Source organism: Yersinia bercovieri ATCC 43970 (assembly GCF_013282745.1).
GTDB classification, from domain to species: Bacteria; Pseudomonadota; Gammaproteobacteria; order Enterobacterales; family Enterobacteriaceae; genus Yersinia; species Yersinia bercovieri.
Genome location: NZ_CP054044.1, coordinates 227,559 through 248,295, shown reverse-complemented (window position 1 = coordinate 248,295; position 20,737 = coordinate 227,559). Strand labels below are relative to the sequence as shown.

The following is a 20,737-nucleotide window of genomic DNA, read 5'->3' as shown; positions in this document are numbered from 1 at the left end:
CGAATATTCTGAAAATAGCGCTATGGGTAGCAGGAATACTTATTGAAGTTGGCATTGGCGAATGGAGCAAAAGGAGGTGAAATATTTTTATGTGTGTGCAGGTTTGCGCAGAGTAAAGATATATAGTCTCAACACTGAATAGAAATGTTGAGCCATCTGTTTGGATAGTAATCTTTTTACTGCGGTTTTGGGGTAAAAGAATCTAGGTACGAAATTATAGTAACAGCAGAGTCTATATAACTTTCAGCGTCAGCAGCCGCGAGTTCTACGTCAATATTATGAGCCATTTGGTTTCTTAGTAAACGTAACGATTGTAATACATTGGCTTGTCGAGTGTTTAGAATCTCATCGTTAACTAATTTTCTAATTAACGTTATTGGGTTTCGTTCAGGTATAAATGTCTGTCCATGCTTTCTTTCTAATGCTTCAAATGCTGATTTTTCAACTCTAATCCAAGCCTCCATGATTGCAGCTCTAGGATCTTTTGCTAGTAGAGATGCTCTTATATCAACATATTGGTCTGTATTAGTGTCAGGTATAACCTCTGAGGTTTCTTGTGCAAGCTTCTCTGCTTCATCACTGAAGATAGCCTCAAATTGATCGCCGACCTTAATAGATTTTAATGTTCTAACGAGTTTAAGTATGTCATCTCGGCCATAGTAGAGAATAAGAAAGACAACCACTGGCCACGCAATACTATCAATAATCTTGCTGATGAAAGTAAAAAAATCCATTAACGGGATCCTATAAAAAAGCCCGCAAGAAGCGGGCTTAGTGTTTTTTAATGGAGCCGCGTATCTTTTGCGTATCCTTTTTGGTCTAAACTAGGTCAGTGCTTCGTCCGGTCATTTATCATAAGTCACTGGTTTATATGATACTGTCCGGTCACTGTCCTATTAAAAGTGCTGGGGGACGCTGAATACATTAATTAATGTATTGTTTTTATTGATAAAAATTTAATTCAACTTCGTTTCATATACCTAAACGTATACCAATTACTTGAAGTCATGGGTTTTGTTGGTCATTTCCGAGCAAATAAGAAATGCGATTTGATATTGGTCTTTTACATGCCTGTTTGTGAAAAAAAAGATTTATAGAAAAACTGTTCACACTGTTCACTTTTTAATTTAATCATTTAAATACAATTAATTAGATGGTGATGAGTTAGTGACGAGTTTGGCAAAACTAGTCACTCGGTGTGAACAGTCGGGCATTGAATACAAAAACACCGGCCTAGGCCGGTGTGATTATTTTGAGGTGCCAAAATATGCGGGACAAAATTGGGGGTAAAAGAAAGGCCTGCAAGCAGGCCTGAGTACACACTGATACATTGCTCCCCGGTGTTGGATGTATGAGGTTTGTACAACACAACTATAAGTGTCGTAACTGATAGCGTCCAATGGGTTAAGCAGATCAATAACGCCATATTGATCGGTATAAACGATCGTGATGTTGTTTATTCAATGTGCTTCACATTTAGGCAACCAGTCGGCCTCGCAGTCTTCACTTAATATCAGATTGGTTTGCATTCCTTGGTTCGTCTTGCGCTTCAACAAGGCTATTTCATATTCGCTCAAGGTTTGTGGCACAGCGCGCCCGAATGCGGTCAGGCTCATTGGCCGTTGGTGGCCGCGCGCCTCCATAAACGACAGGTAAGCGTGATACAGGTATTTACGCGGATTAGCCGGGATAATATTGGCATTCCCCATATACAGGCCATTGGGTGTATTAACCGCCAACAGATAGCCACAAAAATCAACAAGCGGGTCAGCACCGCGTTTAATCTCCAGCGCTTCATCCGAGTTCTGCTGTGCTTCGAGTAGCACACGGGCATCATTGGGAGCAGTAAAGCGCTGCATCAGGTGGCGCACCATCACCGCCAGCTCACCGGTAATTTTTGCCAGCAATTGTGGGTCACGCTCATTCGCCGGGATGACTTCCGGGAACGGCAGAATAACCCGGCGACGGGATACGCCGCCGCTGCGGTCACTGAACTGCATCGGGTTGTTATTGACGGCCAGAATCACCGCCGGAATATGAGTGGAATAGGCATCACGGTATTTCGGGTCTATGGCAACGGCATCACCGCCAGTAATGGCTTTAATGCCAGCCCCATCACCACTCCAACGCTCTTGGTCTGGCAGGATAATCAGAGAGAACCCCACTACGGAGGCACGTTCCCGCGACGACTCCAGCGTATCGATGGTAGCCGAGGTGGTATTGTCTTTACCGGCCAGTAAGCTGGCGATGGAGGCCATCACACTTTTACCACTGCCGCCCGGCCCGGTCACCTCAAGGAACAGTTGCCAGTCATAGCGGTTCGCCAACACCATATATAGCGCCGCGAGAATACGCTCCTGTTTCTCGTGTTGTTGCCCGGCGGCCCGCGTTAACCAGCGCCAAAAGTGCGGGGCATGGTCGGACAGATTTTCCCCGGCTTTGGGCGGGGTGTAATCCACACTGTTCACGGTACGCAACCAGTGCGTTTTCTGGTGTGCGCTGAACTGGCCGGTAGTGGTATCAAATACCCCGTTACGAAAACCTATCAAGTGCCGGGCGGGTGTTCCCATTTGTGGCACCATCAGCTTGAGCGTATCGAGTACACTATTTATTCCTGATGCTGAGAATGGAGCGCGGATTTTCTGGAACAGGGCGGCAATCTCCCGACTGAGTACCCGATATGGCAACACCTGCCACGCCCCGTGTTCATAGCGGCACAGGTCTTCACCCACCTGTGGCACGGCCAATAAGTGCTGATAGTGCTCTGCCAGCAGTTCGGCCTTTTCACTGGCGCTCATGGCTTTCAGGTCAGCGTCACTGAGCGTATCGAACGGGCTGGGCTGTTGCGGCTGATTAAATGCCTGTAACTGGGTCAGGGTAGCCAGTTTACCTTGCTGCTGATAAACGTCATTCCAGTCACCGACAACCGACGGCAACGCCAGCTTACCGCCGCTCAATTGGGCGGCCTCTGTTGCGCGGCTCTGGCCGGTGCAGTTCTCGTCATTATCGGCGGCCAACAATAGCAATGCATCCGGGTAGTGGGTACGCAACTGTTGCGCCAGTGCGGGCAGATTGTTAGCGCTGAGCGCGACACACACCGTTTCCCCGGTCAGATGATGTACCGTTAGCCCGGTAGCATAGCCCTCGGTCAGCCAGATAACGGCGTTATCCTGTCCGGCAAAAAAATGACAGGTGGCTTTCACCTGTCCCCCGGCCAGTGTGCGCTTGTCACCGTTGGCGTTAATCAACTGAACATTAACCACTTCACCGGTGCTGTCGGTCAGGGGAAATAACAGGTCGCCGGGTTGATAGGTCACTCCCCCAAAACTCAACGCTTTACCGTGTAATGTCAGCGCCTCCAGCTCTGGCCAACCTTTGGCGGTCAGATAGGCATTCCCGGCCTGTGGTTGGGCGACACTCAGCAACTGTCTGGCCTGTTCTGCGGCCCGCTGCCGTGCTTGCGCTTTCTCCTGCACTTCCTGTCCGGCATTGTGTGCCGGTAATGGCGGGTTCGATGATTCCCCTAACACCTCGGCCACTTTGCAGGCGGCTTCCTTGGTCGTGACTGCCAGCGCCTTTTTAACCAGATTCAGGCCATCGCCGCTGCCGCACTGGTTACAAAACCATGTGCCACGCCCTTGCAGGTTATCAAAGCGGAAACGGTCTTTACCTCCACACATTGGGCAGGGCTGCGCCCGGCCTCCAGCGGTGATATGAATACCAAGAGCAGGGAGCAATACCGGCCACTGGCCGGTGGCTGCACGTGAGGTTTTTGAAACGTTTAATGTTGTCATTCTCTGTTTCTCCTCAGTGCAGGGTGGTTTGACTGGTTGTAGTTATCTGCGCTTGGCACAGCTCATCCATCATTTTTTGCCCTAATACTGTCAGGCGCGGCGGAGCCAGCAAAATATCCGGCTGAACCATGTCACTGAGCATAGTGCAGGCCATATCCATACCGGCTTCTGGCCCGTGTTGGCTCACATAATAGCCCTCAATATCCATCGCAATCGTCATTTGCAATTCATCCAGCGAGTAACCAAGGCGTACCCCGTGAGACACACAGACATCAAGATAAGCGTGGGCTAACGCACGGCGATAAACAGCGGTACGGACTTCAACGGGCAGACAGGATTGATTCAGGGTATTCATACGATAGGTGCCTCCATGCGGGATAAGATTTGTGATTCGCAGGTGTTCATTACCTGTCCGAGTTGGTCAGTCAGTAGCGCCACCATTGAGGCGAACGATTCAGGTGATGGAGGGGTAATGCCGTGTAACAGACAGGTTTGTGCTTCCAGCATATCGAGGAACGTCACGCCGACATTGTGCGCATGCTGGAGGCGTAAGAAATCAGCGTGAGGAATGGTGTACTGCGTATCGCTGAGATAACGGGCGGCAAGGGTATTCATGCGACTTCCCCCAGTGGCAGGCGGCCAGCAAACGACAGGATGTAGTCACGGGTTAAACGCAGGCGGGCATTCTTCTCACTGCTGGCGGTGGTACGCAACATGCAGGGACGCGCTGTTAATTCAGTACGGCGAACAGCAGCAAACAGATAGATAAATTGCGGGTGTAACGGGGTGAGGGATGTAGCCATAGTGGCAGCCTCCAAGGTTAGCGGATTAACGCTACCACCGGAGTTCCTACACTCATGGGTGGTAGCCCAGACGGGGGTAGGAATACCGGCAACCTTGGAAACCGGCCAGCCCGAAAGCTGCCCCGCCTGAGCCACCATTGCTTGATAGCGACAGCGGTATAGAAACCACTGCGCAAAAAACTGGTAGGCCAAGGCCACGACATAAAAAAACACGCCAGGCGCGTGTTGTGTCGCCAAGATTAAACACGGGTTCCTACGCCCGGCTGCCGATGTTGCGACAGCACGGCGACTATAACGCAAGGCCTGCAAAAAATGCAAGCCAGAGAAAAGCCCTTTTTGTGGGATGAGGGTCATCGGTTTAACAGTCAGTCTGAATATCAGGCTTGGGCTGAGCAGGAGCACGGGAGTAGAAATTGGCCTGTGCTGGCGTGCCTGCCGCATTGCCCGACATCACTTGCACCACGCCGTTTAGCTGGCTGCGGTACTTGGGTAAAGCAAGGCCGGGTTGTTGCTGCGCAATCTGGAACGCCTCAGCGATGTATTGCACGTCTCCATCATTCAGAGTGAATAATTGCTCGCCGATTTTTAGAGTGATCATGCTGATACCCCCTGACGGTTAGCAATACGCTCTGCCATCCAGCCCTCAATCTCAGACGCCAGCCACGCGACGTTCTTACCGCCGAGGGAAATCTGTGCGGGGAAGTGGTCACGGCTAATCAGTTCATAAATGGTCGAGCGGGATAATGCAGTGGTGTTAATCACTTCCGGCAGACGCATAAAGCGGTCACGCGGGTAGTGTGTTGCCATTGGTGGTGGCGTATTGGATAAAGCCTGTTGTGTCATTGCAAGCATGAAAAGCTACCTTATTGGTTGTCCGGCCATATACCGCCGGGTTTGCTGGGATTCAGTTGGGTAGCCCCCTATTGTGAGAATATTTTTACCTGATGCAACAAGCCGTTGTTGTGTGATTTACCACAACAAACGTGCGTAAAAATGACGGTATTTGACTCTCTGGGTCTATGTGGGTGTATTCGGGTATATGTGTGGAGGGGGTGATTTTTTGAACTGAGTCGTTAAAGCTAAAATGAATTAAAAGACATTGATTGATATTAAAATGCTCTAAAAAGAGTGGTGGTGGTTGAGCACAACAGTGAGGGTTTTGCCTGCTTTTTAAGCTAGCCAGAGAAAAAGCTCTTTTTAACCCAGTGAACAGTAGTGAACACTTGGTGAATAGTTTCAAGTGAACTGTTCACCCTTTTATTTATTGATTATTAATACTTTTTTACTAAAGTGAAGAGTAGTGAACAGTTTTTATAAAACTATTATTTTTATAGCCCTTTTAGTTTGATTTGAGAGTGTGTTGTATGGGAAATGGCACAACGGGCATTGATTGAGGCGTTGTGTGAGAGCTTGCAAAATGACTCCACCTTGACTGAAACGGAGTTATACCAATGAGCACGATCCCTGACATGACCCCTTTGGAACATTTTGAAGTGGCGAAAGCAGCACATCAGAAAAACATGCTAATACTGAATGAAGTTACCTCTGCAATTACTCGTTGCCATGAACAACAACAAGAAGCAGAAATAAAAGGCAAGCAGGCGGAAAGTCGCTGGCGGAGCTTGTTTCGTAATATGCGCGGTGAAATGACCGATGAGCTGAAAGAACAGCATGGTCAGCGAATCTCACAAAAAGAATTAGCTAAGGAGTTCTCAACACTAATCAAAGAGCTGGAGCTTGATAAAGATTCAGCGATGCTGGCATGTTGTTATTCAGCAAAAAAACTTGAAAATACTTATAAAGAGAACTTTAAAATTTATGCTGAACAAGAATGGCGACAGGCTTTACTGGAACTTCCCTCCTCTCTGATAAGGGTTATTAAGTTGAAATTACGTGCTCTAGCACTCGCTGATGAGGGCAACGAAAATCAGCTTGGTTATGAAACCCCGGATAAGATAATGGAACGACAAGTAGGGCGGATATTAGTAGATGTTGCGGAGCGTCATAAGATCTCAATATATCCAGACTCAACTTTAGATAAAATCGGCTGGAATAGGCCTAATTTAAATGGAGTGGACTGGAAGTTATACAATAGCCCGGCTTCTTGCTCTAAATTAGCCAAAGAGATAATTATAAAAAGAAAAAAATTACAGCAAGAAGAGGAAAGCTAATATGATGCGTTGCCCAGTGTGTAAACATGCGTCTCATACTCGCGCCAGTCGCTATTTATCAGAGCAGACCAAAGAGGCATATTATCAGTGTCAGAATATAGAATGTTCTTGTACCTTTAAATCGATTGAGAGTGTGGATAAAATAATCACTCGCCCTCCGGTTAAAGAGCCTGAAATAATACCCGCCGTTATTCTACCAGAGCGAAAAGTATTAAATCGCTACGGTTCTAACGCACGAATTCATTAATAATCCCACCCTGCCTGTAACCTCTCAAGGCAGGGATTTTCCCCCACTCTCGCCACTTTGCCCTTGCCGTTTAAGGGCTTTTTCTCTGGCTAGCCTGCCAAAATGAGCACTGCATGCATATAGTGCATGAATTTGCATACAACGCCTCAGCATCAAAACATCTGAAACACCGTACCACAAGGGCTTGTAGGCTCTCTATGTCATGCATGAAAAGTGCATGATAAAGTCAGAGCGCGTAGGCGGGGGACCATTGCGCGCGCAGAGGTTTGAGCGACTTTTTGTTTAGCACATTGCTGAGATTTCTATTCTTATACGGTACTGGCGCTATCGTGCCGTGGCTAGTCTCTGAGTGCGATTCATTTGATGAGTGAATGGGGTCTCACAAGTGCTGGCACGGTTTCCGATTGCATGAAAATCAACAAATGAATTAGATGGAGTGGGAATAACATTATGTGCATTTTCATATTAAGGGAGAGTATAATACTAAATGAGGAGGGCTCTTGTTTTTAGGTAATATAAAAATATAATCCCTAGTGATTATTATTTATTAGGTAATGGATTTAAGCTTAATAATTTTAATTAATGTAATTTTTATTGACTTGGTTTTTCTCTTATGGAGCAAATTGCTTCAATTAGGTTCTAAAAGGTTTTTTAATGGCTGATTATTTTAGGTAGGTATGAGAGTGTTTTTTTAACGCACTCTCATATTAATTTCGTTATTTTTTCCCAAACTTTTTTAAGAATTCTATCTTTGATAGTTTTTTCCCACGCTTTGTTAAATCTTCAATAAATGAAAGATATGCTTGTTCCTCTAGTGGGTCTGATGTTTCTAAAAGAGCTTGAGTGAATTTTGAAATCCCTTGTTTTATTGCTAGATCGACACTTCCATAATTGGAATACTCATAAACAAAACGTAAGAGACCACAAACCTCTATAGTTTTTCTTCCCTTATCAGTTTTAGGTAAAAAGTAGAGAGTAGAATCGATAATTTTTATGTGCTCATCATAGCTATCAATGTGCGGGTGAATAATAATATAGTTTTTAGATTGTTTAGGAAAACGAATTGCCTTTTTGTTTTTTAAGACGTTTTTGTCCCACTTCTCACCGTTGCAATCCTTGCAAGATACGCACAGATTCTGTGGTTCAAACATGAAATCAGGATGTGTGGCCTTTGGAATGATGTGTTCAGCATCCCATGCACCATTATGTGCAACTTTTATTGTTTGCTGGCAATATGGACATCTAAAATCCTGTGCTGCTAAATAATAATCCTTGATGTGTTTTTTTATTTCATCTAAATCTTTATTTTGCTTCGAATTCCAATATATTTCTTTTTCTTCTTTTGGTAGATTTTTAAAATCGCAAATAAACTTGCTGTGTTTATCGTCATAACTAACAGCATTATATATCATGCTTTCTTCTCCCTAAGTGCTTTTTCTGCTAGGAGTAAAAGTTTTTTAACTGGGTCGGTATCGGCTAGCAAAGATTTAAGACCAATAATTTTTTCTATTTCAATAATCTTTTCGTTTGGGATTAAGGTTTCCGTGGTTAGTTCAGATAGAAAATTAATTAACTCACGGGTAAGATATTCATTTTTATATCCCGGAGCCTTAAAAAGAGTAGCTAACTGAAAGTCAATGGAGCGATTTATGACAGAAGTCGCATTATGTGTTTCTTCGTCATGAAGCGAAAGGATAAAACAGTTTTCAGGGTTAAGCTTAGATGTTATTTGAGGGGAGTGGGTGGCAATAATAAAATGGCAATCTTTATAGTCTTTAAATGTGTCCATTAGTATTGATATGTATTTTTCTTGCCATTCAGGATGAAGACAGACTTCTGGCTCATCGATACAGATAAGGGAGTTATCAGTAATTTGGCTAGCTATCCCGAGAAAACTCATTAAAATACATTGCTCACCCGAACTGGCATTTCTCATACCAAACGTTTTCTTTGAGTTGCTCTTGCGTAAGTTAACATTACGCGTTGACATTATTCCAGCCTCAAGCAAGAACATGAATTCATCATCTAGAGTGGAGGTCTCACTAACAAGCTTGGCCCCTTCTTTATTTATTATTATAGTTCCAGCAGTTCCCATTCTTTTAGTTGCATGTTTAGACATTGCATCTAGGGCATAGCTAATGTTTTCTTTGGAAATATTCCCATCTTCATTTGTAAATAAACTTCTATTTATTGAGCCGAATGGCATTAAATTTCGTAGGAATTTTTCCTCAAATGCAACAAAGACATTACCAGACTGAGTTATCTCTTTAATTCTCGATTCAGAATAGCGTGAGCTAAAAGAAATTTCTATTTCATCGTAGTAACCAAGATAGTTTAATACGTTTGCTATTCTGGCCATATCAAGCTCTCTATTTCTTACGGCTGATATGAGTTTAAATGTTATTTTTGAGATATATTCGGAGCTTAAGTCAATACTAGGCAATCCTCGCAAGCCGAGATACGAATATTCGTTAAGAACTTCACGTCGTCTAGGCACAGGAAACTTGTCAAAAGCGCTAGTGGAAACAGTAATTACTTTTTTGGGTGGAACTGTGTAGTTTAATTCATAACTTTGTTTTTCAGTGTGTTCTCTTCGGCCTCTTATAAATTTTCTATCTTCATTTTCATTTAAAAAGTGAGAGGCAATGATGCTTAAAAGCCTACTTTTACCAACACCATTTTTCCCGGTAATGACAGTGAAAATATTTATATTTGGATCAATTTCATTTGGAATTATGAAATTAAGTTTTTTTTCTTGTAAAATAATATTGTTAATCATTATATAGCCTATTTTTTTTATTGAAAACGAAGTTACCCCACCACTTCATGAGCTCTATCCTGTGCGCAATATAAGATGATCTATTATAGGCTCTCCTTATTTCATTTTTATCACTATGAGCTAAAGCAGCTTCGATTACATCAGCATTGAACCCAGCCTCATTCATAGCAGTACTAGCGATAGAACGTAAACCATGAGCAACCAGCTTGCCGCCATAGCCGATACGTTTTAATGCAGCATTGGCTGTTTGGCTGTTCATTGGTTTCTTTGGGTTGTTTCGGCTGGGAAAAACATGCTCACGAATTTCGCTTATAGGTCGCATTATTTCAAGAATATATAATGCCTGATCTGAAAGAGGAACGATGTGATCTCGTTTAGCTTTCATACGTTCAGCAGGGATACACCACTCTCTTTTATCTATATCGATCTCAATCCATGCGGTAGCAGATGCTTCAGCAGGGCGTATCAGAGTTAGTAATTGCCATTCAAGTAAGCAGCGGGTTGGCAGTGAGAGATTGCTCATGGCTATGGTACGCATGAGTGTAGGTAGTTCTTCTGGTCTTATGGTGGGCATATGCTGCTTTTTTGGGCGTTCAAAAGCATTACCAATACCTGAGGCCGGGTTTGCGTCAATTAGCCCGACATTAACCGCGTAAATCATGATCTCATTGATGCGTTGAACTAACCGTCTGACCGTCTCTAATGCTCCACGTGCTTTGATTGGTTCTAATACTTGAATCAGAGTTCGTGCTTTAAGTTCTTGGATGGGAACATTTTCGATGCTGGGTAAGATGTCTTTTTCAATAGAACGCCAAATATCTTTGGCATGGGCTGCGCTAACGTGTCTTTCTTTCAACTCGAACCATTTGCGGGCGACATTCACAAAAATGCTTTCCTCCGCTATCTGGAGCTTTTCAGCCTCTTCACCAGCCCTCGCTTGAGGGTCTGTCCCTCTGACTAACATCGCTAGTTTCTCTGCGCGTATCTCTCTGGCATCTGCGAGGGATAGTGCTGGGTAAGCACCGAGGCTGATCATAGTGCGTTTGCTACTGTTAGGAAGCTGATAGCGGAAACGCCAAATTTTCTTGCCAGTGGTTTTGACTAACAAAAATAAACCATCACCATCATGGAGGGTAAGGTCTTTATCTATGGCTTTCGCTTTTTGTACTTCGGTATGGGTGAGGGGGCGTGTAGTTCGCGCCATGCAAGGTTCTTCCCTGTAATTGGTATACGTTTATTGGTATGCATCTTAGCGTATACCAATTCGTATACCAATAGACGCCGGTTTCAGGCGGATATCCTCGGACTACTACAGACACAAAAAAGCCCGCAAACCTAGGTGGGATGCGGGCTTTCCGTACTTCTCCGGACTTATCTGGTAATACCCGGATCATTATTTGGTGGAGCTGGGGGGATTTGAACCCCCGTCCGAAATTACTACGCCGTCGGCACTACATGCTTAGTCCAGTCATTACATTCGCCGGTTAGCTGCGGACGGACACGCCACTAACAAACTATCCTGATTGGGTTTAACGCTTTCACCCCAGGCAAGGTGTCCACGCGATCTCTTTTAGGTTTGACCTCTCTTGATCCCCGTCCTAAGAGCGGAGGCTAGGGAGAGAGGGAATCTTCAGTTTCTTAGGCTGATTAAGCTGCTAAAGCAGCAGATTCGTATTGCGAGTCGTTTGCAATTATTTTTTTTGCGGTTTTTTACGAGGCCTCCGCACCTCGGCATGCACCTTGGGTTTCGCAAATCCCGTCGAATCCAGAATCAGCCCCAAAGAACTTATTTAGTATACCAGAACTATCGCCTGTTAAGCCAGTGACTTAACGATTAGCATGTTTCATTATTCTGGCTTTATCAACCTGCCACTCACGATCTTTGATGTCATCGCGCTTATCGTGATCTTTTTTACCTTTTGCGACACCGATTTTAACTTTAACCCACGCATTTTTCCAATACATGGAAAGGGCAACTACAGTAAAACCGTCGCGGTTAACTTTGCCGATCAGCGAATCTAGTTCGCGTTTATTCAGCAATAATTTGCGTGTACGCATTGGTTCACAGACAACATGAGTTGAAGCGACGTTAAGCGGTGTAATGGTTGCCCCGAATAGGAAGGCTTCACCGTTTCTAAAAGTGACGTAGCTATCACTGATGTTGGCTTTACCAGCACGCAGGGATTTTACTTCCCAACCTTGCAAAGAGAGGCCCGCTTCGAACTCTTGCTCGATGAAGTATTCGTGGCGGGCGCGCTTGTTTTGCGCAATGGTTGCGGAACCAGGTTTGTATGCTTTTTTCTTTGTCATAATGTTGATCATTATACTGTATGTGGAGGCGAATGAAATCCTTTCCCGCAGGATGCCGGTGCATTTTGTCTCATTTGTTGCACGGAATGGCTAGCAGATTTTTTGTCTGGCGGCAGATAAATGGTATTATCAGTGCGTTTTATGTCTCACAGGAAATGTTATGCCACAAATTAGCCGCTCTGCGTTGGTTCCGTTTAGCGTAGAACAGATGTATCAACTAGTTAATGATGTTCGTTCTTACCCAGAGTTTTTACCTGGCTGTACCGGAAGCCGAGTACTTGATGCTACTGAAAATGAAATGACCGCAGCCGTTGATGTTGCCAAGGCCGGAATAAGCAAAACCTTTACTACACGTAATACATTGACTGATAACCAGAGCATAAATATGCAACTGGTGGATGGACCGTTTCGTAAGTTAATGGGCGGATGGCATTTTACGCCACTGAGTGCGGATGCCTGCAAAGTTGAGTTACATCTTGATTTTGAGTTTACGAATAAGCTGATTGAATTGGCTTTTGGTAAAATATTCAAAGAGTTGGTTGGAAGTATGGTGCAGGCGTTCACCCAACGGGCTAAAGAGGTTTATAGTGTCTGATATTCGCGTTGAGGTGGTTTATGCCCTGCCTGAACGCCAATATCTGCGCTCTGTTTCTCTTGATGAAGGCAGTACTGTTGAAGATGCGATTAAAGCATCGGGTCTGCTTGAGTTGCGATCAGATATCGATCTGACAAAAAATAAAGTGGGTGTCTATAGTCGCTCGGTAAAACTTGGCGATAAGATTAATGACGGTGATCGGGTTGAGATATATCGCCCACTCATCGCTGATCCGAAAGAACTGCGCCGCCAGCGCGCAGAGAATACAAAAAAATAAGGCACAGTCGCGCCTTATTTTTTTATTGTTGCCCTAGGCTGCCCTTGAGAAAAAACGTGCTCTATCTTGTGGTGGCATAAGCAGTAATCGGCCCAGCACAAAAAACTAATCAGCATCCGCCCCTCAATCTACTCGGCAATCTTCGGATAAATTAATTTCCTGCTAACGTTGGATCGTTTTTGATATCAGTCAGCACACCACTGCTATCAAAGGTCAACGTTAATGTTTGTTGCGTGATTTTTTCGTGACCAGGTTGCTGACGGAATACGTAGAACCAGGTTTTAGTACCAAACGGATCCTGCAACATTGGGGTGCCTAAGGTATATGCCACTTGTTGCTGGGTCATACCCTTATGAATTTTGGACGCATCATTAGGTGATAAATAGTTACCCTGATTAATATCAGGCCGGTAGACCACCTTCTCCAGTGTTGAACAACCCGCAGTAAGCATTGCAAGCATTACAGCGGCGGCAGTCAGCATTTTACAGCGCATAGTAATCACATTCCTTTAGGGCGTAGGATGACGATGATAATAGACCTTGCAGCAGTTGGAAACCTTTACAGGGCACCTGTATGACCTCTGGAAAGGAAAAAAGTTAATCTTTTCTATGCTGCGAGCAATTCTTTTGCGTTTGCCAGGGTATTTTTCGTCACTTCACTGCCACCCAGAAGGCGCGCCAACTCTTGCAAGCGGGCTTTTTTATCAAGTCGATGCATATGTGTTTCAGTTTCAGTGCCATCAGTTTGTTTGCTCACAAAGAAATGTTGATGACCACAACCTGCAACTTGCGGAAGGTGGGTCACACACATGACTTGAGTCGACTCGCCAAGCTGGCGCAACAGGCGACCCACTATGGCTGCTGTCGGCCCACTGATACCAACATCAACTTCATCAAAGATAAGCGCAGGGGTATCCATTTTACGTGCTGTAATGACCTGAATAGCCAAGGCGATGCGAGATAGTTCGCCACCAGAGGCAACTTTAGCCAGTGGTTGTAGTGGCTGACCTGGGTTGGTCGTGACACAGAACTCTATCCGGGTCGCCCCTTCGGCACTGAGGTGTTCTGGCTCAAACTGGGTATCGATAGTGAGCCTGCCATGTGGCATCGACAGCTCATGCATGCTCTCGGTAATTAATGCAGCTAATTCATCAGCATAATGCTGACGTTCTTCGTGCAATCGTTTGGCGATAGTAAGTGCGTGCTGATAGTGAGTGTTAACTTCATGACTGAGCTGTTCGTGATCGTTTTCTTGCTGTGAGAGTTGCTCTTGCTCATCCAATAATTGCTGATGGAACTGTGGCAGATCTTCCGGTGCCACGTGGTGTTTGCGGGCCAGATTTAATTGGCGGGATAACCTCTGTTCCAGCTCATATAAGCGATTGGGATCCATATCCAATTGTTCTGCATAATGACGCAATTCATCACTGACTTCACTAATTTGGATTGAGGCTTCTTCCAGCATATTGAGCAAATTGTTGAATTGTTCGTCCATACTCGCCAGTTCGGTTAACTGATTTTTGGCGGAGTAGAGCTGGCTGAGGATGTTGCTTTGTTCATCATCTGACAGTTGCTGCAAGGTCTGTTGGCTGAGTGACAACAGTTGTCCACTGTTTGCCAAGCGCTTATATTCACTATCAATTTGCTCGTATTCTCCCGCTTGCGGGGCGAATGAGTTCAGCTCTTTTAACTGATATTGCAGCAGTTCATGGCGGGCGTTACGCTCCAGTGATTGCTGCTGATGAAGAGCCAGCGCGCGGCAACTTTGGTGCCAGATCTGATAGGCGGCTTTCATTTCTGCCAGCAGGAGTGATTGGTCTGCGTAAGCATCTAATAATTGTTTTTGGTGGTCGGGCCTTAGCAGCAATTGGTGGGCATGCTGGCCGTGGATCTGGATCAGGTGTTGGCCCAGTTCGCGTAATTGGGACAAAGGCACTGCAGTGCCATTAATAAAGCCTCTTGAGCGACCATCTGTTCCAATCGCTCGTCGCAGCAAGCATTCATTGCTGTCATCAAGATGGTTATTTTCCAACCACTGACGGGCTGATGGGGTGTCTGCCAGTGAGAAGCGGGCGCAAATATCAGCGCGTGTAGCCCCCAAACGAACCATGCTGCCATCTGAACGGCTGCCAAGACATAATCCCAAAGCGTCTATGGCGATGGATTTACCTGCCCCAGTTTCGCCAGTAATTGCCGTCATTCCGGGTTGAAAATCAATTTCTAACTCACGCACAATTGCAAAATTACTGATGGTTAATTGGGCCAGCATGGTAAATCTCCTGTACATAAACACATGACTGTATTTGACTACAGTATAAACTGGTTTTATATACAGTAAAGTCCCTAAGGCACTTTTTAGAATAATTTTTTTGACCAACCCAATTTGGTACTTAATGTATTGAAATAGCTGTAGTCTTTTGGATGGATAAGGTTGAGGTGGAAATCACTGCGCCGGATTAGCACTTCTTCTCCCTCCTGAATTGGTAAGGCTATCTGGCTGTCGCAACTTATTTCCAGGTCACTGGTAATTTGTGAGAACTTCAAGCGAATGGTGCTGCTACTATTAATAACCAGTGGGCGAGCTGTCAGGGTGTGCGGGAACATGGGAACCAAGACGATGGCATCCAGTGTGGGTGTCAGGATTGGGCCGCCTGCCGAGAGCGAATAAGCTGTCGAGCCAGTTGGAGTGGCAATGATTAGGCCATCAGAACGTTGAGAAAATGCGAAGCGATCATCAATATACACTTCAAATTCAATCATATGTGCCACTTTGCCAGGATGTAAAACCACCTCATTGATCGCCGTGCTGATGCGGCTTTGTTGATCTGTGCGAGTGACCTGGGCTTCTAGCAAGAAACGTTGTTCGCTTAGGTATTCGCCTTCCAATACATCGGAAAGCTGTTGCTGAGCATTATCCGGGTCTAAATCAGTCAGAAAACCCAGATTACCTCGGTTGACACCAATCACTTTGATATCATAGCGGGCGAGGACTCGTGCGGCACCAAGCATGTTGCCATCACCGCCGACCACCACCGCTAAATCAGCTTTTTGGCCGATTTCAGCCAAACTGCCGGTGACTGCGCCAGTTAAATTGAGATCTTTAGCAATCTGTTGTTCAACCATAACGTCATAGCCTCTGGCGTTTAGCCAGTGGTAGAGCATTTCATGGGTGGCAAGTGCAGCCGGGTGCCGTGGATGACCGACAATACCAATACAATTGAATCTTTTATTATTCATTGCCGTGATTTTCCTTACTGGGGGACTCTTTTACCCCACATTATGACCGGTTCCCTTGAATCCCCGGTTTTGATCCCCATAATAAGCCAAGTAGCGAGATTAATGCTAAAACGCGGAGATATCCATGAGTAGTAAAGAACAGAAAACACCAAACGAGCAAGTCTCGGAAGAAATGGAAAATGCAGCAGAGCAGCAAGTGGAAGCGACACAAGAGACGGGTGAAGGTGTAGATCCGCGTGTTGCCGAGCTTGAAGCGCAGTTGGCTGCAGCCATACAGCGTGAGCGCGAGAGCTTGCTACGCGCTAAGGCTGAGGTTGAGAATATCCGTCGTCGTACTGAATTGGATGTTGAAAAAGCGCATAAGTTTGCTTTGGAAAGATTCTCAGCTGAATTATTGCCAGTGATCGATAATCTGGAGCGTGCACTGGATACTGCTGACAAAGCCAATACCGAGCTGACTTCGATGATTGAAGGTGTCGAATTGACACTGAAATCACTGCTCGATGCGGTCGGTAAATTCGGTATTGAAGTTGTCAGCGATACCAATGTGCCATTTAATCCTGAGGTTCATCAGGCAATGACGATGCTTGAATCTGCCGATCATGAACCCAATAACGTGATGATGGTGATGCAAAAAGGCTATACGCTGAATGGCCGCTTGTTACGCCCGGCAATGGTTGCGGTATCTAAAGCGAAAGCTTAAGGTGTCCTGATGCGAAAAGGCACCTGGAAAGGTGCCTTTTTTATCCGTTTTTTTGAGTCAATAACGTTCTATTCTTCAGTGGGTAGCTTGGGTTGCCAGTCAATTGGCGCTAAACCTTGCTGCTGTAATAACTGATTTGCTTGTGAAAAGTGCTTACAGCCAAGAAAACCACGATGTGCCGAGAGTGGTGATGGATGTGGGGCTTTCAAAATAAAATGGCGCTGGGTGTCAATAATTCGGCCCTTTTTCTGCGCATGAGCCCCCCACAACATAAAAATCACACCTTCACGATGTTCATTCAGTGCCGCAATGACTTTATCGGTAAAGGTTTCCCAGCCAAGATTGGCGTGGGAGTGTGCATTACCCGCTTCGACAGTTAGCACGGTATTAAGTAGCAGCACACCTTGCTCGGCCCAGCTTTGCAAAAAGCCATGGTTAGGTCGCTGGAAGCCAGGAATGTCGGTGGCCAACTCTTTGTACATATTCACCAGAGAGGGGGGCGCGGGGACTCCCGGTAACACGGAAAAGGATAATCCATGAGCCTGATTGGGGCCGTGGTAGGGGTCTTGACCCAAAATAACCACTTTAACCTGATCTAACTCGGTTAGGCGAAACGCGTTAAATACATCTTTTTGTTGCGGGTAGATAATTTTGCCGGCATTGCGTTCTGAGGCCACATAAGCCAGCGTATCTTTAAAATAGGGCAGTTCTTTTTCCTGGCCGATCACATCGTGCCAGCTAAGGGAGACGGACATAAACACTCTCCTTGGTTCTGTAAGATATTGATGCGCTAAGCTTACCGATTCAAACTCGTGAGTGAAACCGTTAAACCTGACTCTGTGACGTCATGATGTTTTTTTGACCTTTTTATGCAAAAAATGTTGAAAATTTACAAAAATAATTGCTGCTAACCCTATTGATAAAATTGATATAAAACATAAATTTGGCTGCGGCACACTTGTCAGCCCGGCGAAAATATTGATTTAAGTCAAGGAATCACGACTGTCTGGCTGGTATACAGAACAATAAGACAACAATGGTTTTACCAAATAACCAAGAAAGTTTTCTCCCCCTTGGAATTTATAGCCGTATTACGGAGGCACCAAATGATTACTGGTATTCAAATTACTAAAGCTAGCAATGAAGCTCTATTGAACTCTTTCTGGCTGCTGGATGATGAAAAAGATGAACTGCGTTGTGTTTGCGCTAAATCAGGCTACGCAGAGGACCAGATCGTTCCAGCAAGTGAGTTGGGCCAGATCGAGTATCGTGAAGTTCCGCTGGAACTGCAACCTACTGTGCGGGTTGAAGGTGGTCAGCATTTGAACGTGAACGTTCTGCGCCGCGAAACGCTGGAAGATGCAGTGAAAAACCCAGAAAAATATCCGCAGCTGACCATTCGTGTCTCTGGCTATGCAGTGCGTTTCAACTCACTGACACCAGAACAGCAACGTGATGTGATTACCCGTACTTTCACTGAAAGTCTGTAACTCTTCTGATACCGATTTAGTGACAAAAATTATAAAGGGAGCTTCGGCTCCCTTTTTTAATTATAAAATAGCCGCTATTAATAAGCGGTTTTTTTGGTTAATGCGCTGAATTAGCCGTTACTCTTGGTATCTGCTTTTTCTTTCGGCTGACGGCGTTTACCCACGTTTTTAGCATCGCGGTGACGAACCTTCACTTTGGCTTTTTCTTTGCTAGCTTCTTTTAGTTCTTTACGCTTAGCCAAAACCTTTTTCGACGGCTTGCCGGTAGATTTTGAACTCGGCTCTTTACTGGTTGGGCGTAGTTCATCAATAACCCGCGGTTTCAGCGGCTCTTTGAGATAACGGCCAATTCTGCCCAGTAATAAGTGGTCATGGGCTTCAACCAGTGAGATCGCCACACCTTTGCGCCCGGCGCGACCAGTACGACCAATGCGGTGGAGGTAGACGTCAGCCGTTAGTGGCAGGTCAAAGTTGAACACGTGACTGATATCGTCGATATCCAGGCCGCGTGAAGCAATGTCAGTCGCCACTAACACATTTACTCGGCCATCACTTAAACGGATAACTGCTTCGGTACGTTTGGCCTGAACCATTTCGCCTTCGAGGAACCAGGCGTTGATCCCCGCTTCACGCAACCAACTGACCAGTTGATGTACCTTTTCACGGGTACGGACGAAAATGATAGATTTCTGCACTTCCGGTTGCTTGAGCAGATGCACCAGCAAAGCGGTTTTGTGTTCGATATCGTCAGCGCGATAGTACCATTGCTGAATTTTTTTGCGTTCACGGCGCGATGGATCAGCTTCCAGCTCGACCGGCTCTTCGAGGATGCGCTCGGCAAACTCACGAATGGCTTCGCCTTCCAGTGTTGCGGAGAACAGCAACGTCTGCTTGCGCCAGCGGGTCTCTGCCGCGATGGTTTCGATATCCTGCGCAAAGCCCATATCAAGCATACGGTCAGCTTCGTCCAGAATCAGGGTCTCTACTGCCCGACAGTCAAAGTTCTCTTCTTTGATGTACTGCAGCAAGCGGCCAGTGGTGGCAACCACAATATCCTGATTCTCGCTAAAGACTTCTGCGTGGTTCATATAAGCCACACCACCGGTGATCGTCGCGATATCCAGTTGTGTGTGCTTGGCCAGTTCACGGGCTTGATCCGCCACTTGCATTGCCAGCTCACGGGTTGGCGTTAGGATCAAAATCCGCGGCGGGCCAGATTTTTTGCGTGGGAAATCCAGCAAATGCTGCAAGGCTGGCAGCAAAAAGGCGGCAGTTTTGCCCGTACCTGTTGGAGCCGAACCCAATACATCACGCCCATCCATCGCAGGCGGAATAGCTGCAGCTTGAATAGCGGTTGGGCGCTCATAGCCTTTGTCGCGCAGTGCGTCAATTAGGCGTTCATCGAGATCGAGTTCGGAAAAATTGGTTACAGTCATGGTCTTCCTCTACTTGGGGCGCCGATTATAGACGGGTTAGCCGAATTCTTCACCTGTTTAAGCGGTAATGATCTCTTTTCCCTTCAATCATATTGTCCTATGCTACGCCGGTTATAGATTTTGGTGACTAATGTGGGCGAACAATTGAAAAAAAAACCGGTATTGCGTGGTGGTGGTTTCACTTTTAAACAATTCTTTGTGGCACATGACCGTTGTGCAATGAAAGTGGGCACCGACGGGGTGCTACTGGGTGCTTGGGTATCGGTAGAGAAAGCCCGCAAAGTACTGGATATTGGCTGCGGCAGCGGGCTTATCGCCTTGATGATTGCTCAGCGTTCGTCATCAGAGGTATTGATTGATGGTGTTGAACTAGAATCTGAGGCGGCGCAACAAGCGAGCAGCAACGCGGCGTTATCGCCTTGGGCTGCGCGAATACGAATTTATGCGCAAGATGTGCATCAGTTTGCCGAAAACCATCCTCATCAGTATGACCTGATAGTCAGTAATCCACCCTATTTTTCCCCCGCAGTGGCTTGCCGGGATGAAGCCCGTGATACCGCACGTTACACCGGCTCCTTAACTCATGACGCTTTACTGAATTGCGCTGAGCAGCTTATCACAGACGAGGGGATGTTTTGTGTGGTTTTACCGCAGGATTTAGGCATCGAACTCGCTCGTTTGGCTGGGCAAAAAAAGTGGTTTGTCCGCAGCCAGGTTGATATTAGGGATCGCCCCGGTAAACCCTTGCATCGAATGTTGCTGACATTATCGCGTGAATCCGGTGAAACCGAATACCAGAAATTGGATCTGCGCCAATCGGAAGGTGTCTACTCACCTGAGTTCTGCGCGTTAATCAGTGATTTTTATCTTAACTATTAGCCTGGATATTAAGAGCG

Annotated in this window: 23 protein-coding genes and 1 other RNA gene; 7 read left to right on the top strand and 17 right to left on the bottom strand. The window is 45.8% G+C overall.

The features are described from left to right. Positions 1-176: 176 nt before the first annotated feature. The 7 genes from HRK25_RS01205 to HRK25_RS01175 all read right to left on the bottom strand — a co-directional run bounded on the left by HRK25_RS01205 (position 177) and on the right by HRK25_RS01175 (position 5,449). Positions 177-734, bottom strand: coding sequence for a hypothetical protein (locus tag HRK25_RS01205; RefSeq protein ID WP_032897836.1), 558 nt, complete (start codon positions 732-734; stop codon positions 177-179). A gap of 726 nt (positions 735-1,460) precedes the next feature. After that, positions 1,461-3,794 carry a primase-helicase zinc-binding domain-containing protein gene (locus HRK25_RS01200; protein ID WP_005274159.1) on the bottom strand — a complete coding sequence of 778 codons (2,334 nt, stop codon included), beginning with the start codon at positions 3,792-3,794 and terminating at the stop codon, positions 1,461-1,463. 13 nt (positions 3,795-3,807) lie between these two features. Continuing rightward, positions 3,808-4,149, bottom strand: coding sequence for a DUF5375 family protein (locus tag HRK25_RS01195; protein ID WP_005274162.1), 342 nt, complete (start codon positions 4,147-4,149; stop codon positions 3,808-3,810). Further along, positions 4,146-4,409, bottom strand: coding sequence for a hypothetical protein (locus HRK25_RS01190; RefSeq protein WP_025381892.1), 264 nt, complete (start codon positions 4,407-4,409; stop codon positions 4,146-4,148). The genes HRK25_RS01195 and HRK25_RS01190 overlap by 4 nt, the downstream gene beginning before the upstream one ends. Continuing rightward, entirely contained in the window at positions 4,406-4,951 is a 546-nt protein-coding gene (locus HRK25_RS01185; RefSeq protein WP_032897856.1) for a host cell division inhibitor Icd-like protein, read from the bottom strand. Before HRK25_RS01185 ends, HRK25_RS01190 begins: the two co-directional genes overlap by 4 nt. Positions 4,952-4,955: 4 nt before the next feature. Then, positions 4,956-5,195, bottom strand: coding sequence for a hypothetical protein (locus tag HRK25_RS01180; RefSeq protein ID WP_227478263.1), 240 nt, complete (start codon positions 5,193-5,195; stop codon positions 4,956-4,958). After that, the gene (locus HRK25_RS01175) at positions 5,192-5,449 is read right to left on the bottom strand and encodes a helix-turn-helix transcriptional regulator (RefSeq protein ID WP_025381895.1); all 258 of its coding nucleotides are present in this window, start codon (positions 5,447-5,449) and stop codon (positions 5,192-5,194) included. Before HRK25_RS01175 ends, HRK25_RS01180 begins: the two co-directional genes overlap by 4 nt. Positions 5,450-6,048: 599 nt before the next feature. On the opposite strand from HRK25_RS01175, the gene HRK25_RS01170 reads away from it, so the two are divergent. Both HRK25_RS01170 and HRK25_RS01165 read left to right on the top strand, forming a co-directional pair. Then, positions 6,049-6,768 (top strand): hypothetical protein, encoded by a 720-nt coding sequence (locus HRK25_RS01170; protein WP_005274172.1) that lies wholly within the window; start codon positions 6,049-6,051, stop codon positions 6,766-6,768. A gap of 1 nt (position 6,769) precedes the next feature. Next, on the top strand, positions 6,770-7,015 hold the full coding sequence (locus tag HRK25_RS01165; RefSeq protein ID WP_071841518.1) for an ogr/Delta-like zinc finger family protein: 246 nt from the start codon (positions 6,770-6,772) through the stop codon (positions 7,013-7,015). A gap of 716 nt (positions 7,016-7,731) precedes the next feature. On the opposite strand, the gene HRK25_RS01160 is transcribed toward HRK25_RS01165, so the two are convergent. The 5 genes from HRK25_RS01160 to smpB form a co-directional block, all read right to left on the bottom strand. Further along, positions 7,732-8,427, bottom strand: coding sequence for an HNH endonuclease (locus HRK25_RS01160; RefSeq protein ID WP_032897858.1), 696 nt, complete (start codon positions 8,425-8,427; stop codon positions 7,732-7,734). Beyond that, positions 8,424-9,794, bottom strand: coding sequence for an AAA family ATPase (locus HRK25_RS01155; protein WP_087794983.1), 1,371 nt, complete (start codon positions 9,792-9,794; stop codon positions 8,424-8,426). Before HRK25_RS01155 ends, HRK25_RS01160 begins: the two co-directional genes overlap by 4 nt. Continuing rightward, positions 9,787-10,998 (bottom strand): integrase domain-containing protein, encoded by a 1,212-nt coding sequence (locus tag HRK25_RS01150; protein WP_005274186.1) that lies wholly within the window; start codon positions 10,996-10,998, stop codon positions 9,787-9,789. The genes HRK25_RS01155 and HRK25_RS01150 overlap by 8 nt, the downstream gene beginning before the upstream one ends. A 194-nt stretch (positions 10,999-11,192) precedes the next feature. Beyond that, positions 11,193-11,573, bottom strand: a transfer-messenger RNA (tmRNA) gene (gene ssrA / locus HRK25_RS01145). A 48-nt stretch (positions 11,574-11,621) separates the two neighbouring features. Continuing rightward, entirely contained in the window at positions 11,622-12,104 is a 483-nt protein-coding gene (smpB, locus tag HRK25_RS01140; RefSeq protein WP_032897911.1) for an SsrA-binding protein SmpB, read from the bottom strand. A gap of 160 nt (positions 12,105-12,264) precedes the next feature. Here smpB and HRK25_RS01135 point away from each other — a divergent pair, with 160 nt between their 5' ends. After that, complete coding sequence (locus HRK25_RS01135; RefSeq protein ID WP_032897860.1) at positions 12,265-12,699, top strand: type II toxin-antitoxin system RatA family toxin; 435 nt, start codon at positions 12,265-12,267, stop codon at positions 12,697-12,699. Then, on the top strand, positions 12,692-12,976 hold the full coding sequence (locus HRK25_RS01130; protein WP_049600575.1) for an RnfH family protein: 285 nt from the start codon (positions 12,692-12,694) through the stop codon (positions 12,974-12,976). The genes HRK25_RS01135 and HRK25_RS01130 overlap by 8 nt, the downstream gene beginning before the upstream one ends. A gap of 151 nt (positions 12,977-13,127) precedes the next feature. Here the strand turns inward: HRK25_RS01130 and bamE are convergent, their stop codons facing one another. The 3 genes from bamE to nadK all read right to left on the bottom strand — a co-directional run bounded on the left by bamE (position 13,128) and on the right by nadK (position 16,212). Then, positions 13,128-13,469, bottom strand: a complete 342-nt coding sequence (gene bamE, locus HRK25_RS01125) for an outer membrane protein assembly factor BamE (RefSeq protein ID WP_005274202.1) — start codon at positions 13,467-13,469, stop codon at positions 13,128-13,130. Between the two features lie 113 nt (positions 13,470-13,582). Continuing rightward, the gene (gene recN / locus HRK25_RS01120; RefSeq protein WP_005274206.1) at positions 13,583-15,244 is read right to left on the bottom strand and encodes a DNA repair protein RecN; all 1,662 of its coding nucleotides are present in this window, start codon (positions 15,242-15,244) and stop codon (positions 13,583-13,585) included. Positions 15,245-15,330: 86 nt separating this feature from the next. After that, a complete protein-coding gene (nadK, locus tag HRK25_RS01115) occupies positions 15,331-16,212 on the bottom strand; it encodes an NAD(+) kinase (protein ID WP_005274209.1) in 882 nt (293 codons plus the stop codon). 124 nt (positions 16,213-16,336) lie between these two features. On the opposite strand from nadK, the gene grpE reads away from it, so the two are divergent. Continuing rightward, complete coding sequence (gene grpE / locus HRK25_RS01110) at positions 16,337-16,915, top strand: nucleotide exchange factor GrpE (protein ID WP_005274213.1); 579 nt, start codon at positions 16,337-16,339, stop codon at positions 16,913-16,915. Between the two features lie 68 nt (positions 16,916-16,983). On the opposite strand, the gene ung is transcribed toward grpE, so the two are convergent. Continuing rightward, the gene (gene ung / locus HRK25_RS01105) at positions 16,984-17,670 is read right to left on the bottom strand and encodes a uracil-DNA glycosylase (protein WP_032897863.1); all 687 of its coding nucleotides are present in this window, start codon (positions 17,668-17,670) and stop codon (positions 16,984-16,986) included. Positions 17,671-18,021: 351 nt separating this feature from the next. Between ung and grcA the strand changes: the two genes are divergently transcribed. Continuing rightward, complete coding sequence (grcA, locus tag HRK25_RS01100) at positions 18,022-18,405, top strand: autonomous glycyl radical cofactor GrcA (protein ID WP_005274219.1); 384 nt, start codon at positions 18,022-18,024, stop codon at positions 18,403-18,405. 110 nt (positions 18,406-18,515) lie between these two features. Here grcA and srmB read toward each other — a convergent pair whose 3' ends face one another. Beyond that, positions 18,516-19,841, bottom strand: a complete 1,326-nt coding sequence (gene srmB, locus HRK25_RS01095) for an ATP-dependent RNA helicase SrmB (protein ID WP_005274222.1) — start codon at positions 19,839-19,841, stop codon at positions 18,516-18,518. A gap of 132 nt (positions 19,842-19,973) precedes the next feature. On the opposite strand from srmB, the gene trmN reads away from it, so the two are divergent. Then, positions 19,974-20,720 carry a tRNA(1)(Val) (adenine(37)-N(6))-methyltransferase TrmN gene (gene trmN, locus HRK25_RS01090; protein ID WP_049600583.1) on the top strand — a complete coding sequence of 249 codons (747 nt, stop codon included), beginning with the start codon at positions 19,974-19,976 and terminating at the stop codon, positions 20,718-20,720. Positions 20,721-20,737 lie beyond the last annotated feature (17 nt).